The sequence below is a fragment of the Enterococcus sp. AZ141 genome (assembly GCF_051714385.1).
Lineage (GTDB): Bacteria > Bacillota > Bacilli > Lactobacillales > Enterococcaceae > Enterococcus_D > Enterococcus_D entomosocium.
Genome location: NZ_JBIORT010000001.1, coordinates 255,469 through 270,022, shown reverse-complemented (window position 1 = coordinate 270,022; position 14,554 = coordinate 255,469). Strand labels below are relative to the sequence as shown.

Here is a 14,554-nt window from a genome sequence, read left to right as displayed (position 1 = left end):
CATGATTATTTTGACACGAGTCGATCATCGGCTATTACACGGCCAAGTCGCATTTTCTTGGACCCAAAATTTAGGCGCAGATTGTATTCTGATTGCCAATGATGATGTACCGACAAATGATATTCGTAAGACAACGATCAAATTAGCAAAACCGCAAGGCGTAAAACTGGTGATTAAATCAATTGAGGATTCAATTCATGCCCTGCAAAGCGGTGTGACGGATAAATACAAATTATTCATCGTAGTTGATTCCATCAAAGATGCGTATAAGTTAGCAGAAAACTGTCCAGAGATCGACAAAATCAATTTAGGTGGGATCAAAGCCAAAGAAGGCTCTAAAAATATTGGCAAAGCAGTCAATGTTTTACCAGTAGAAGAGGAACTTTTGAAAAAAATGGTTGCAAAAGGAATCGCTGTCGATATCCGTCAAGTACCTTCGGATAAAAAAGTCGCTGTCGAAGATGTTTTATAAAGAAAGGAGCAAAAGAGATGCTGCAAGCAATATTACTTGGAATTGTTGCATTCATTGCGCAGTCTGAATACGCATTAGGAACGTCATTATTGTCGCGTCCGATTGTCACTGGGTTGTTTACAGGAATCGTATTAGGAGACGTAAGTACAGGAATTATTATGGGTGCAACACTTGAATTAGCGTTTATTGGCTCGTTTTCTGTCGGTGCTTCTATTCCACCAGATGTCGTAACCGGAGGGATTCTGGGCACAGCTTTCGCAATTACGGCAGGAGCGGGAACCGAGACGGCTTTACTGTTGGGACTTCCAATCGCTACCTTGACCCTTATCTTGAAAAATGTTTACTTGGGGCTGCTTATCCCAATGATGAACCAAAAAGCCGATTTATACGCGGCAGATGGAAACTATAAAGGTGTGGAACGAATGCACTTATTAGCAGGTTTTGGCCTATCTCTGATGTTAGCCCTTGTAGTGACGATCTCCTTTATGGTAGGCAGCAATACGATTAGTAAATTATTGGCTATGATTCCAGCCTTTGTACAGAACGGCCTATCAGTTGCAACTGGTTTGATTCCAGCCCTTGGGTTTGCCATGTTGGCTAGGTTACTGATTAACAAACAAGTTGCACCGTACTTCTTTTTAGGTTTTGCATTAGCAGCTTATTTAGAGATTCCTGTTACAGGGATTGCAATCTTCGGAGCAATAACGGCTGTTATAGTCGTGAATTTAAGAAACATTCGTGGACAAGGGCAATCTATTCAAATGACTTCAGGGGAGGTACTAGATGATGATGAAGACTTCTAATGAGAAATCCGAAATTACCAAAAAAGAGTTGAATCGTGTCTTCTGGCGTTCATTTCAAATGGAGTTCTCATGGAACTATGAGCGACAGATGAACCTAGCTTATGTCTATGCGATGATTCCGATTTTAAAGAAACTCTACAAAACAAAAGAATCGATGGCCGATGCGTTGAAACGGCACCTGGAATTTTTCAACACGACCCCGCATATCGTCACGCTTATTTTAGGAATCAATGCGGCGATGGAAGAAGAAAATGTCAATGATCCAAATTTTGATTCTTCAGCGATTGATAACATCAAGACCTCTTTGATGGGCCCTTTAGCGGGAATCGGAGATTCCTTCTTTTGGGGAACATTGCGGCTAATTGCTACTGGGGTAGGAACTTCATTGGCATTACAAGGAAATATCCTAGGTCCGATTCTGTTTCTAGTGATTTTTAATGTTCCTCATCTACTATTTCGTTATTTTGCGACTGGTTGGGGATATAAACTTGGGACAGGATTTTTAAAGAAAATTCAGGAAAACGGTTTGATGGAAAGTTTAACCTATGGCGCTGCAATCATTGGTTTGATGGTCGTAGGAGGAATGACCGCTACGATGATCGATATCAACATTCCGTTGCAGATTGGTTCAGGAGAAAATGCAGTTACGGTTCAAAGCATCTTTGATGATATCGTTCCGAAAATATTGTCATTGGGTGCGTTTGGGGCTGTCTTCTATCTTTTGAAAAAAGAAGTCAAACCGCTAATTATTCTGCTGGGATTAGCAGTCGTAGGTATTTTAGGATCCTTGATTGGACTCTTTTAAGGAGGAATTGTTGTGGCAACGATGATGGACTATATACAAGAAGAGCAAGTAACACTAGTTGAGATCTTGCAGGGGTTTGTTCCTAAAAAAGAAGAAAAAAGAGCTGCAATCGAGAATTTACTAATTTTGGCAACGGGCTCTTCTGCCAATGCCTGTTTAGCAGCAAAGTACGCAATGGAGAAATTAGCGCAAATCACTGTCACGATTGAAGAGCCATACCACTTTAATCATTACGGCCATCTTTCTAAAGAAGTCGAGACAGTTTTGGCGGTTTCTCAAAGCGGAAAAAGTGCTTCTACGATTGATGCAGTGGCGCATTTGTCAGAACAAGGTCTTTATACTATTGGTTTAAGTAGTGATCCCGAGAGTCCCTTAGCTCAAAAAGTAAATGAAAGAATTGACTTAGGAACTGGGATCGAAACCGTTGGATTCGTGACCAAAGGATATGTAGCAACAGTATTGCAACTTTATTTAATGGGGGTATCTATAGGCTACAGCAAAGGAATACTGTCCGAAGACCAAGTGTCGATGATCAAAAATCAGTTAGAGGAGATGATTGAAGCCATTCCTCAAGTTATTACTAAGACAATTGATTTTTTTGAGAAAAACGCAAGTATTTTTAAACTAGCGAATCGGTTTGTGGCAGTCGGTTATGGACCAAACTGGGGAACCGCTAAAGAATTTGAAACGAAATTTACGGAAACCATTCGAGTGCCTTCGCAAGGATTTGAATTGGAAGCGTATATGCACGGGCCGTATCTTGAAGCCAACCATGAACATGTGCTTTTCTTTATTGAAGCACCAAGCCCGAATCAATCAAGAGCCCAACTGTTGCATGATTATTTAGCATCCCATGTGGGAAAAGCTTATACGATCACCACAGTAGCGGCAAAGAATCCCGATACACTTGGGCTGGATGTTGCATGTGAAGAAACGTTTTCTTCTTTGCTCTTAGTTATTCCGTTCCAAATTTTCTCCTATCTCGGGGCTGCTGCTAAAGGGATTGATTTGAGTAAACGTATTTTTGATGACTTTGATCAAGTGCTAAAAAGTAAAATTTAGAGGTGGAAAAGATGCTGAAATTTAATGAACAACAACAAATTGATGATATCCAAGGAATGTTAGCGTTACGTCCAGAAGTTGAAAAATTAGTCGACGCCATTGACGAAAAAGGCTTTGACGCCATCTATTATCTAGGAATTGGCGGTACCTATGCTTCTGCGATGCAAGCTGTCACTTACATTAATGGAAAAAGTGACTTACCGGTTTACGTCCAACATGCGGCAGAATATTATACAACCGGCAACCGTCGTTTGACCAAAGACTCGTTAGTCATCTTGTCCTCTGTTACTGGAACGACACAAGAAGTGGTTAAAGCAGTTGAAGAAATCAAAAAAGTAGGAGCGACATTACTAGGATTTATTGATTCAAAAGGCAGTATTTTGGCGGAACAATGTGACCATGTCATCACGTATCCTGCACCGGGAACCGAACAAATCAAATTCTTTATGGTTGCCGATCGATTAATGAAAAACCATGGAGATTTTCCTGATTACGACACCTACTATCGAGAATTGGATCAATATTTAGCAAAAGGATTAGTAGAAGCTGAAAAGCAGGCGGACGAATTTGGGCGAGCATTTGCGGAGAAACATCGTCACGATCAGATGCATTATTTTATCGGTGCGGGAAATCAATGGGGTGCTGTCTATTCTTATGCTATGTGCTATTGGGAGGAGCAAAGCTGGTTGCGTTCAAAATCGATCCATGCTGCTGAGTTTCTTCACGGAACGTTGGAAATCGTTGACGAAACAACACCTGTCACAGTATTTTTAGGAGAAGATGAGCAACGTCCATTATCAGAAAGAGTAGCTAAATTATTGCCAAGAATTTGTGGAAACTATACATTGATCGATACCAAGGACTATCCTATTTCAGGAATCAGTGAGAAATATCGTGGCCGAGTGCTGTCCCACTTATTGATGCATTGTGTGACGCAGCGCATTGATGCCTATGTCGAACAAATGAATTGTCACCCAATGGAAATTCGGCGCTACTATCGCCAATTCGAGTATTGATAGGAAACAGAGAGAGATAGGATCGATAGAAAGATAACCCAAAAGAACACTGAAATATAATGTTTCTATAGAGTGGATAGGGAAGCTACCTTAATAAGAAAAAGTGATCTATTCTTAAATATCATAAATGAAGAACACCTGAATTCATAATTTAACAATGTATAGAGCGTTTCGTTAACTAAATGTTGATGGAACGCTTTTTTGGTATTTATTGGAGGAGCAAAAAGAAACGAAAAGATAAAGGAAAAGAATTTGAAGGGACTTAAACAGTTACAAAAATCTAATACCTCCTTGTTGATAATAAACTAACGAAATGCAATTAAGTTAGTTTAAAGTTAACGGGAAAAAGAGGGAGGCCGAATCAAAAGGTTTCTAATATTTGTAAAAAATGGCAGCAATCTACCATTGAAAGACGTCTGAGAAGTGGGAGTTCTTCCTAAGAAGTTAGCCCGAATTACTTTGATTCTTGAAAAGAGCATAGCTGAACTACTTAGAAGCGAGGTGTTTTTTGGGGATAGAGATAAGTGTTAAGGATAGTCATATAAGTTTCCGAATGATCAGCAGTGGAGAAGGAAACCCTGGTGCATCTTTTCAAGGTGATCAAAAAAGGCTTAAACAAAAAAATGGAACAGCATAAATGTTTTCGAAATGCTTTCGCACCAACATTTACCTGTTCCGTGGGTTTGGCACCCAATGGGCCGTGAGGGGCTCGAACCCGCGACCCGCTGATTAAGAGTCAGCTGCTCTACCAACTGAGCTAACGGCCCGTACCAAAAGTACTTCATTATCTTAGCACTCCGGTGTTTAAAAATCAATCATTCTTTTGAAAAAAATGTGCGCTTTTTCCAGTTGGAAAACAGGGGTTATCTTAAAAAAACACCATTCGTTCCCCAATTTCAAATGATAGGAAATTCTTAAAAGATTGATCAGATTGCTTTAAAAACTCAGAAAACCGTGATAAAATGTATCTAGTTATCGAAACTAGATGATTAGTTTGTGATAATCTAACCTTCTGTTAGTCAAAATGGAGGATGACATGGAAAAATTACAATCGAACATGAAAACATGGGGTGAATCGCTGCTGGAATTCCATCTGCCTAGGTGGGAAGAGTTGCCAACCCTGGAACTGTATATGGATCAGGTAATCACTTTGATTGACCAATATTTATCACCTGTGATCCAAACAGAAAAACATCCGCTATTGACCTCTTCTATGGTCAATAATTATGTCAAAAAAGGGATGATCCCCGCACCAGAAAAAAAACGTTACAACCAAAAGCATCTCGCATTTTTGATCGCGATCACGATGCTGAAGCAAGTGTTGACAATTCCAGAAATAAAGACAGGCATCCTTTTTCAAGGGAAAGCTGTCGGAATCAGAAATGCCTATAATGTATTTTGTGAAGAACAAGAAAAAGCAATTCATCTTGTTGGCAAAGAAGCAATGGGAGAGCCCGAGCAAATGGCATCGGAACCAATCCCGATTGAATTAGTGGCCATGAAAGGTGCAACGCGTTCCTTTGCTAATAAATTGTTGGCAGAAAAAACCATCGAATTAGAAGTCATTTATTTAGAAACACATAAAGGAGAAGCCCATGAATAAAGAGAAAATTGCCCTATTAGTTGATTCAGGTACCGATGTTCCCGCACAGATCATGGAGCAATACGGCATGTATATGCTGCCATTGCAAATAATCTACAAGGATCGGACCTATACCGATAAAGTTGATATTACTGCCGAAGAAATTTACGAACGTTTGCCGCAAGAGATTCCTAGTACTTCATTACCTGATGGCGCGGCGATCGGGGAAATCTTTGATCGGATCAAAGCCGATGGGTATGAAAAAGTCCTTGCCGTAACCATCTCCAGCGGATTGAGCGGAACGTTTAATGTCGTTCGACTGTTAGGTGAACAACGGACGGATCTTGAGGTTTTTGTACTTGATACGAAAAATATTGGGATCGGTGCAGGGCTGCAAGCGATTCGTGCGGCAGAACTGTTAGAAAAAGGCGTGACTTGGGAAGAATTGCGGGCACAATTAACGAATGAAGTACCGAAAAACAAAGTCTTTTTCAACGTAGCTACCTTAGAGTATTTACAAAAAGGCGGCCGGATCGGTCTGGTTGCATCCATCTTAGGTAATGCTTTGAAATTGAATCCAATTATCTCTTGTAATGAAGAAGGGATCTACTATACGGTCGCAAAATCTCGTGGACGGAAGAAAAGCTTGGATAAAACCGTTGACTTGATCAAGCAATTCATCGGTGACCATCGCCATGTGCGTTTAGCCGTGGCCCAAGGTGATGCACTACAAGAAGCCAAAGAGATGAAAGCAAGATTAGAAGCCGAATTTCCTAAGGTCAAAGAAATCTTGTTTGGGCAAATCTCTCCCGCGTTAGTTGTCCATACGGGTCCTGGGTTGTTAGGGATCGGTATTCAACTCTTAGAAGAGTAAAAAAGAAAGGCCCCGTGCCTTTCTTTTTTTGTGCTTTCCTTAAGAATGAGGCGGCGGTTTTTGGGAAAGATGAAAAGCCTGTTTAAATAATGTATAATAAGTAAGAAACCAAAAAAAATTGAGGTGACATTTTTGAAAAAGATCCTAGTCGTGGACGATGAGAAACCAATTTCTGATATCGTCAAATTTAATTTAACCAAAGAAGGATATGAAGTATATACCGCCTATGATGGAGAAGAGGCATTAGAAAAAGTAGCCGAGGTCGATCCTGATCTGATTTTGCTTGATTTGATGCTACCAAAAATGGATGGATTGGAAGTTGCACGGGAAGTGCGCAAAACCCATGACATGCCGATCATCATGGTCACAGCCAAAGATTCTGAAATCGATAAAGTACTAGGCCTTGAGCTTGGTGCGGACGATTATGTAACCAAACCATTTTCAAACCGGGAATTGGTGGCCCGCGTCAAAGCCAATCTGCGTCGCGGCTCGGCAGCTGCGAAGGAAGCAGACGACAATGCCAACAGCGAATTAACGATTGGTGATTTAACAATTCATCCGGATGCCTACATGGTCACTAAAAATGGTGCAGCCATCGAATTGACGCACCGGGAGTTTGAATTGATGCACTACTTGGCAAAACATCTTGGTCAAGTGATGACCCGAGAACATTTATTGCAAACTGTCTGGGGCTATGACTACTTTGGTGATGTTCGAACCGTTGACGTGACGGTGCGCCGTTTGCGTGAAAAAATCGAAGACAGCCCGAGCCATCCAAACTATTTGGTTACTCGTCGCGGAGTGGGCTATTACTTGCGGAACCCAGAACAGGAATAAGCTATGAAAAATAAGGTTCGCTTTTTTCAATCGGTGAACTTCAAAATCGCCCTGACTTTTATCTTGATCTTATTGATTGCGATCCAGATTATCGGGGCGTATTTTATTCGCGAATTGGAAAGAACAACGGTCGATGCCTTCAAACGCGACATGGAGGCACGGGCCAGCACGTTAGTGGTGACATTAGGCTCTGAATTGAGTCGCATGGATAATGATGACGGGTTGGATTGGGATTCCATGAATGCTTCCCTGAATCGAATCTTAACGAGTACCAACTCTTCAGAAATTTTGGAGATGCGGGTGGTGGATGAGCAAGGGATTATTCGTGCAACCACCAATATCAATGATCGTGGCTCGGTGGGAGAAAAAAATGATTACCGTGATTACGATACGAACCGCAGTGAAGTCCTTTATGATGAATCCAGCGGTCAGCGGGTGTTCAATATCGTCCAGTCGATCCAATCACCGACAGGGGATACCGTTTTAGGAACCCTTTATTTACGGAGCAATCTAGAGTCAAAGTACAATGAAGTCAGTACGACGGCGGTCATTTTTGTTACCGCCTCGCTGATTGCGGCAGTGATTTCGATCATTGTGGCACTATTGGTCTCTCGTTCGATTACCCAACCAATTGGAGAGATGCGGGAACAAGCGATTCGCATCGCTAAAGGAGATTATAGCCGAAAGGTCGCGATTCATGGGAAAGATGAATTGGGACAATTGGCGGAAACCTTCAATCAACTAGGGGAACGAATCGAAGAGACTCAAGAGGCGATGGAGTCCGAGCGAAATCGTTTGGATAGTGTCTTATCCCACATGACAGACGGCGTTGTTGCCACCGACCGACGAGGCAAAGTCATAACCATCAATGAGATGGCGATGTCCTTGTTGAATGTCACTAACGAAGAAGCGATCGGGCAGTCGATTTTGACGTTATTGGAAATCGATGAAGAATACACGTTGCGAAAACTTTTGGAAAATCCTGAAGACATGCTTTTGGAACGTCCTAGCAATGATTTGACGGGAACAAATCTGATCTTGCGCATCGATTTCTCCATGATCCGTCGAGAGTCCGGGTTCATTTCCGGTCTAGTTGCGGTAATGCATGATGTCACGGAACAAGAAAAAAATGAGCAGGAACGGCGAGAATTTGTCTCCAATGTTTCCCATGAGTTGCGAACACCTCTAACGAGTATGCGTAGTTACATCGAAGCGCTGAGTGAGGGCGCTTGGAAAGATCCAGAAATTGCACCGAACTTTCTAAAAGTGACCTTGGATGAAACGGATCGGATGATTCGCATGATCAATGACCTATTGAGTTTGTCGCGGATGGATAGCGGCAATTCACAACTGCAATTGGAATATATCAATTTCAATGAGATGGTTAATTTCGTGTTGGATCGTTTTGACATGATGGTGACGAATGAAAGCAAAAAATATCTGATTCGTCGGGAGTTCACCAAACGAGAATTGTGGGTAGAAGTCGATACGGACAAAATGATCCAAGTGATCGACAACATCATGAATAATGCCATCAAATATTCGCCAGATGGTGGGATTATTACGGTGAAATTGATGGAGACTCATAACAACATCGTCCTTAGCATCAATGATCAAGGACTAGGAATTCCGAAAAAAGATCTCACGAAGATCTTTGATCGTTTTTATCGAGTCGATAAAGCTCGAGCCCGCCAACAAGGAGGCACCGGCTTAGGGTTGGCGATCTCACGTGAAGTCATCAAAGCTCATGGCGGTGCGATTTGGGCGGAAAGTCGAGAAAATCGCGGGTCAACATTTTACATTATGTTGCCGTATGAACCGTATGAGGAGGATTGGTGGGTATGAGAATCTCAGAAAAAATCATTCGAGCAGGTTTAATCGTGATGATCGCATTGAGTTTTTATTTCTCCTATATGATTTGGCTAAATCCGACCGGGTTCAACAATGCCAGCACCGAAACAGATACTGGCGTCAATCCTTCGGTTCAAACGTACAAACAAAAAAGCGATTTGTTTTTGCCCCTATATCTAACATGGAATGATGAAGAGGATATCAAAGAAACCAACTCTGAAGCGGTGATTCGAGAGATCCAAGAGGTGATTAACGAGGCAACGATCAGTGATTTGACCCTGCGAACCTATGGTGAAGAACAGGCTTTTTCGAAAGCCCAAGAGGTCGATCAAGGAATATCCTTAAACTACTATACGACATTTTACTTGAAAGATTACGAGAAAACCTTTGATAAAGAACTGTCCTTAGAGGACGAAAGTGAAACAGAGGATTTTCCGTTTTCTCGCATCCAGTTTGATCTCGAAGAAAATACGATCCAATTTGTTGACTTTACCCATCAACGAGTAGTTCGAGGCAAGATCGACTGGGATAAAAGCCAAGTAAAACACTTGCTAGCAGACAATCCTCGGGAATGGACGGCAATGAGGACTGATCAAGAACGATCTAGCAATCAATACTATACGCAGGATTCGATCAAGCTAAAAAAATACAGCTACTATTCTTCGACACAGTCTCAAAGTTTGTTCCGAGAAGCCTTTTTCAGCAATCCTAAAAATGTCAAGATCAACGACGAAAGTGTCGATACCTACTATTATGAAGGTGGGCAAAACATGACGGTCTTGCAAGATCAGCAGCAAGTCAAGTTTGAAACCACCACAGACGGTTCCGATGAAATGGATCTGGCAATGTTGAGTGCGGATTACATTATTCGTCTAGGCAATAACTTTGGGACGATCCGCTATTTTGATCAACAAGACAAACACTTGGATTATCGGGTTTTCGTCGAAGGCTATCCAGTCTTTAGTACTGGCGGCCAAGGGGTGATCAGTGTCGCTTTTTCAGAAAGTGGTCAGACCGGCAGTCGTGAAATGACGATTTCTGCCAGCTTGAATGCGATCCAAGTGCCGATTCCTTCTGAAACGGAGATTGAATTGCCTTCTAGTTTGTCAGTCAAAAATGATTTGATTGCGGCAGGGGCTGACCCAGCGTTGTTGCAACAGATCATCGTCGGCTATCAGTGGGGGGAGATCAAAGATGCACCACTGGTTGATTTGACGCCTGCTTGGTATGTCAATTATGACTCGTCTTGGATTAGCTATGATGCATTAATGACAAAATTAGCAGAAACGGAGGAGAATTAATTGGATTTTAAACGAATCGAATGGATTTTTTTCCTCGCTTTTCTTGGTCTGAATGTCTTTTTATTCAATGTTTATAGTGAGGCTCGCAGCGAGCATCAGATGGTTTCACAATCAAACCAAACGATTCCTATCGAACAACGACTCGATTCTGAGGACATTCGGTATTCTGGTGAATTATCAGACGAGGTCTTGAGTGGCTATTATTTGAGCGGTGAACAGACGGATTTTGAGGCAGAACTACGAAAACCGCAACTCAATACTCAGTTCAAAAGAGGGTCGACGGTCAAAGGGCAGCAGTTGATCCATGTCTCAACCAATGGCTTTTATATCAGTGATGATTCTCAAACGGAAGAAACCGTCAATGGTTTCTTGCAACGTAAAGACCAAGTCCTGTTTGGGGATGAATATGACTATTTGGAAAACCTCTCTGTCTTGAACGCCAATCATCCGACGGTGGTGGCGGTCCAGTCGTATGAAGGCATTCCTTTCAATGACAGCTCAAGTCGGATCGATATCACCTTAGAACAAACGGATGATCTACTGCAGATTGCCCGTTATACGCAAACACATATCTCCAATATTACGCCTCTAAGGGAAAAGATGACGGTCTATTCAGAAAAAGAAGCAGTAAATACGCTTTATCTGAACAACAAGCTGCCAAGTCACTCGAAAATTCTCTGGACGGAATTAGCCTATACGATGATTTTGAAGGTTAGGGAAAAAAACGTGTATATTCCTGCATGGTTTATTGCTTTCCAATTAGATGGCGATGACACCATCCAAATCGAAACGGTCAATGCCTTCAGCAATCGGATCATCACGAATAATGCCGTTCAAAAGGTAGAAAATCCATAAAAAAGCGGGTATAATGGAACTCGTTGAAACAACCAGAGAGGAAGTCACGTAAACCATGATGAAGGAAAATGCCTTTCAAGTAAGTATTCTAGCCAGCGGAAGCTCAGGGAATTCGCTCTATATCGAAAGCAATAAAAAGCGGATCTTAGTGGATGCCGGTTTGAGCGGCAAGAAGATCACTTCATTATTGGATGAAGTAGGGCGCAAACCAGAAGACTTGGACGCCATTCTTGTGACCCACGAACATCGGGACCACATCCACGGTGTTGGAGTACTGGCACGAAAATACAAACTTGATGTCTATGCGAATACAAAAACATGGCAAGCGATGGATCCAATGATCGGTAACGTCGCTGTCGAGCAAAAACATATCTTTGAAATGGGAAAAGTGCTGACCTTGGGTGACTTGGACATTGAAAGCTTTGGCGTCTCTCACGATGCTGCAGCGCCGCAATTTTATCGTTTCCATAAAGACGGCAAATCATTCGTGATGTTGACGGATACCGGTTATTGCAGCGATCATGTGCGAGGCATCATCAAAGGCGCCGATGCATACCTTGTAGAAAGCAACCATGACCTAGAAATGTTGCGAATGGGTCCTTATCCATGGAGTCTCAAGCAGCGGATTCTTGGAGATCGCGGTCACTTATCGAATGAAGATGGCGCACTTGTCATGACGGATATCTTGACCGACAACACCAAACGGGTCTATCTTGGTCATTTAAGTAAAGAAAACAACCTGAAAGAGTTGGCGCACTTAACGATGGTCAACACCATGAAAGAACATGATCTAGGTGTTGGAGAAACGTTTGAAGTCTTTGATACCGATCCTGACAAAGCGACGGAATTATTTGCGATCTAATCGATCATCAGAGCGATGAATTTGTTGGGTGGAGGCAGTGGGATGTTTGATGAAGAAAAAATCAAGACTTTGAACGAGCTTGAAATGGCAGTTTATAAATACATTGTCCAGCATTTTGAAGAGATCGATCAGCTGACGATTCGCGAATTGTCAGCTGCATGCCACGTCTCAACGTCGACGATTTTACGATGTATCACGAAATTGGGCTATCGTGGATATTCAGAGTTAAAGTATGCAATCTGTCAAAAAAAGGAACAAGACGCACGAGCGTTTGATCTTTTCTATGATGCAACGATTCAAGTCAATACATTCTTAAAAAAAGTCAATAATGAAGATTACCGTAAGTTTATCCAGCCGGCAGTAGAATTGATTCTTTCCGCACGCCATGTGGCGTTTTCCGGTATCGGCACAAGCGGCATTCTGGGCACCTATGGCAGTCGCTATTTTGCCAACTTAGGCATCAATGCTTATAGCATCGTTGATCCCTTTTTGCCAGTACCGCCCCGCGGAATGGAAAATACGTTAGCGATCATTTTATCGGTGTCGGGTGAAACCATTCAAATGATCAAGCAAACGGAGGACTTCAAACGCTATGGAGCAAAAGTACTCAGCATCACCAATGATGAAAAATCGACGATCGCCCAAATGGCAGACTACAATATATCGTATTATATGCCCGTCGTAAGTGGCGGAAAAGAAGTCGATTTGAACCTGACAACGCAAGTCCCGGTGATTACATTGATCGAACTTCTAGCCCATCAAGTCTACAAGCAAATCTAAGCGATCGTAAAAAAACAGCTTCGGCTGTTTTTTTTGTTGGAACATGTTTCATAACTTAGAAAAGCTATAGGCAAGGGGAATATTATCCATTAAGATTCATTTGTAAGCGAATTCACTGGCCGGTGGATGGAATTTTATTTTAGGAGTGATGTGAGATGAACGAATGGATCAATGAGAAATTATTACCCCCAATATTAAAATTTGTTAATACGAAAGCAATCACTGCATTAAGAAACGGTATGCTTTATACGATGCCCTTTTCAATCGTAGGATCGATTTTCTTACTGTTAGCAAACTTTCCCGTCCAGTCGATTGCGGATTGGGTAACGAATAGTGGCTTAGGTGAATACTTCAACCAAGCCTATGGCGCCTCTTTTGCAATTATGGCTTTTTTCGCCGTAATGGGTATCGCCTATTCGTATGTAAAAGCAGAAGGTTACGAAGGACTCCCTGCAGGAATGATTGGTTTAGTTATTTTCTTATTAACTATGGAGTCAAGTGTAACGGATGCTGAAGCAAATGTGACCATCGCAAATGTCATTGATAAAACATGGACTGGTGGACAAGGCATGATCAGTGCCATCTTAGTAGGGCTTTTTGTGGGTTGGGGCTATACTTGGTTCTTAAAACGCGACATCCGGATCAAACTGCCAGAACAAGTACCGACCAATGTTGCAAACTCATTTACAGCGTTGATTCCGGCAGCTGTTTTGACGACCATCGCATTAGGAATTTATGTTTTCTTTGATAAAGTCTTTCAGACAACCGTGGTCGAATGGATCTACACCGTGATTCAAAGTCCGATGCAAGGTGTGACGGATTCTCTTGGCGGTGCAATGATGCTAGGCTTCTTAGTACCATTCTTGTGGTTCTTCGGGGTTCATGGTTCGACGATCGTGGGCGGCATCATGGGGCCGATTTTACAAGCCAATTCATTAGCAAATACGGCTATTCTTGAATCTGGTAAAGCATTGACATTGGAAAATGGGGGACACATCGTGACCCAACAGTTTTTAGATCAATTTATGACGGTAACTGGCGCAGGAATGACGATTGGCATCGTGCTATATATGGTGGCTTTTGCCCGTTCAGCGCAGTTCAAACAATTAGGACGTCTCTCCTTGATCCCAGCATTCTTTAATATCAATGAACCAATTATTTTTGCGACACCGATCGTCATGAATCCGATCATGGTATTACCATTTATTTTGACACCGATGGTTTCAGGCGTGATCACGTATTTTGCACTTTATACCGGTATCGTACCGTTATTTACTGCTGTGCAAGTTCCGTGGACGACCCCACCGATCATTTCAGGATTTCTAGTAGGGGGCATCCGGACCGCTATTTTACAATTTGTTGTTTTAGCAATCGGCTTCTTTATTTACTATCCTTTCATTCGGAAGGTCGATAGTTTGAACTATAAACAAGAAACAGAGATCGTTTAATACCAA

Annotated in this window: 14 protein-coding genes and 1 tRNA gene; 14 read left to right on the top strand and 1 reads right to left on the bottom strand. The window is 42.1% G+C overall.

Translation table 11 applies throughout. The features are described 5' to 3' along the window. Window position 1: 1 nt before the first annotated feature. The 5 genes from IGI89_RS01355 to IGI89_RS01335 are packed head-to-tail and all read left to right on the top strand — an operon-like array spanning window position 2 to window position 4,158. On the top strand, window positions 2-472 hold the full coding sequence (locus IGI89_RS01355; RefSeq protein WP_430617750.1) for a PTS sugar transporter subunit IIB: 471 nt from the start codon (window positions 2-4) through the stop codon (window positions 470-472). 17 nt (window positions 473-489) lie between these two features. Then, a complete protein-coding gene (locus IGI89_RS01350; RefSeq protein WP_315043888.1) occupies window positions 490-1,275 on the top strand; it encodes a PTS mannose/fructose/sorbose/N-acetylgalactosamine transporter subunit IIC in 786 nt (261 codons plus the stop codon). Further along, the gene (locus tag IGI89_RS01345) at window positions 1,262-2,080 is read left to right on the top strand and encodes a PTS system mannose/fructose/sorbose family transporter subunit IID (RefSeq protein WP_170920130.1); all 819 of its coding nucleotides are present in this window, start codon (window positions 1,262-1,264) and stop codon (window positions 2,078-2,080) included. The genes IGI89_RS01350 and IGI89_RS01345 overlap by 14 nt, the downstream gene beginning before the upstream one ends. Before the next feature lie 21 nt (window positions 2,081-2,101). Further along, the gene (locus tag IGI89_RS01340; protein WP_438735840.1) at window positions 2,102-3,142 is read left to right on the top strand and encodes an SIS domain-containing protein; all 1,041 of its coding nucleotides are present in this window, start codon (window positions 2,102-2,104) and stop codon (window positions 3,140-3,142) included. Window positions 3,143-3,153: 11 nt separating this feature from the next. Next, the gene (locus tag IGI89_RS01335) at window positions 3,154-4,158 is read left to right on the top strand and encodes an SIS domain-containing protein (RefSeq protein WP_438735175.1); all 1,005 of its coding nucleotides are present in this window, start codon (window positions 3,154-3,156) and stop codon (window positions 4,156-4,158) included. A 694-nt stretch (window positions 4,159-4,852) separates the two neighbouring features. Here IGI89_RS01335 and IGI89_RS01330 read toward each other — a convergent pair. Then, window positions 4,853-4,925, bottom strand: a tRNA-Lys gene (locus tag IGI89_RS01330). A 269-nt stretch (window positions 4,926-5,194) separates the two neighbouring features. Between IGI89_RS01330 and IGI89_RS01325 the strand changes: the two genes are divergently transcribed. The 9 genes from IGI89_RS01325 (at window position 5,195) to IGI89_RS01285 (ending at window position 14,548) form a co-directional block, all read left to right on the top strand. Continuing rightward, entirely contained in the window at window positions 5,195-5,761 is a 567-nt protein-coding gene (locus tag IGI89_RS01325; protein WP_086299705.1) for a DUF1836 domain-containing protein, read from the top strand. Continuing rightward, the gene (locus IGI89_RS01320) at window positions 5,754-6,614 is read left to right on the top strand and encodes a DegV family protein (RefSeq protein WP_005237394.1); all 861 of its coding nucleotides are present in this window, start codon (window positions 5,754-5,756) and stop codon (window positions 6,612-6,614) included. Before IGI89_RS01325 ends, IGI89_RS01320 begins: the two co-directional genes overlap by 8 nt. 132 nt (window positions 6,615-6,746) lie before the next feature. Next, on the top strand, window positions 6,747-7,451 hold the full coding sequence (gene yycF, locus IGI89_RS01315; RefSeq protein WP_010747607.1) for a response regulator YycF: 705 nt from the start codon (window positions 6,747-6,749) through the stop codon (window positions 7,449-7,451). Between the two features lie 3 nt (window positions 7,452-7,454). Then, window positions 7,455-9,296 carry a cell wall metabolism sensor histidine kinase WalK gene (walK, locus tag IGI89_RS01310; RefSeq protein ID WP_008377228.1) on the top strand — a complete coding sequence of 614 codons (1,842 nt, stop codon included), beginning with the start codon at window positions 7,455-7,457 and terminating at the stop codon, window positions 9,294-9,296. After that, the gene (locus IGI89_RS01305; RefSeq protein ID WP_005237392.1) at window positions 9,293-10,603 is read left to right on the top strand and encodes a YycH family regulatory protein; all 1,311 of its coding nucleotides are present in this window, start codon (window positions 9,293-9,295) and stop codon (window positions 10,601-10,603) included. Before walK ends, IGI89_RS01305 begins: the two co-directional genes overlap by 4 nt. Then, complete coding sequence (locus IGI89_RS01300) at window positions 10,604-11,458, top strand: two-component system regulatory protein YycI (protein ID WP_438735172.1); 855 nt, start codon at window positions 10,604-10,606, stop codon at window positions 11,456-11,458. It begins immediately after the preceding gene. A gap of 55 nt (window positions 11,459-11,513) precedes the next feature. After that, entirely contained in the window at window positions 11,514-12,320 is an 807-nt protein-coding gene (locus tag IGI89_RS01295; RefSeq protein WP_005237390.1) for an MBL fold metallo-hydrolase, read from the top strand. A gap of 42 nt (window positions 12,321-12,362) precedes the next feature. Further along, a complete protein-coding gene (locus IGI89_RS01290) occupies window positions 12,363-13,100 on the top strand; it encodes a MurR/RpiR family transcriptional regulator (RefSeq protein WP_034872439.1) in 738 nt (245 codons plus the stop codon). Between the two features lie 155 nt (window positions 13,101-13,255). Beyond that, complete coding sequence (locus IGI89_RS01285) at window positions 13,256-14,548, top strand: PTS sugar transporter subunit IIC (RefSeq protein WP_005237388.1); 1,293 nt, start codon at window positions 13,256-13,258, stop codon at window positions 14,546-14,548. Window positions 14,549-14,554: the final 6 nt, after the last annotated feature.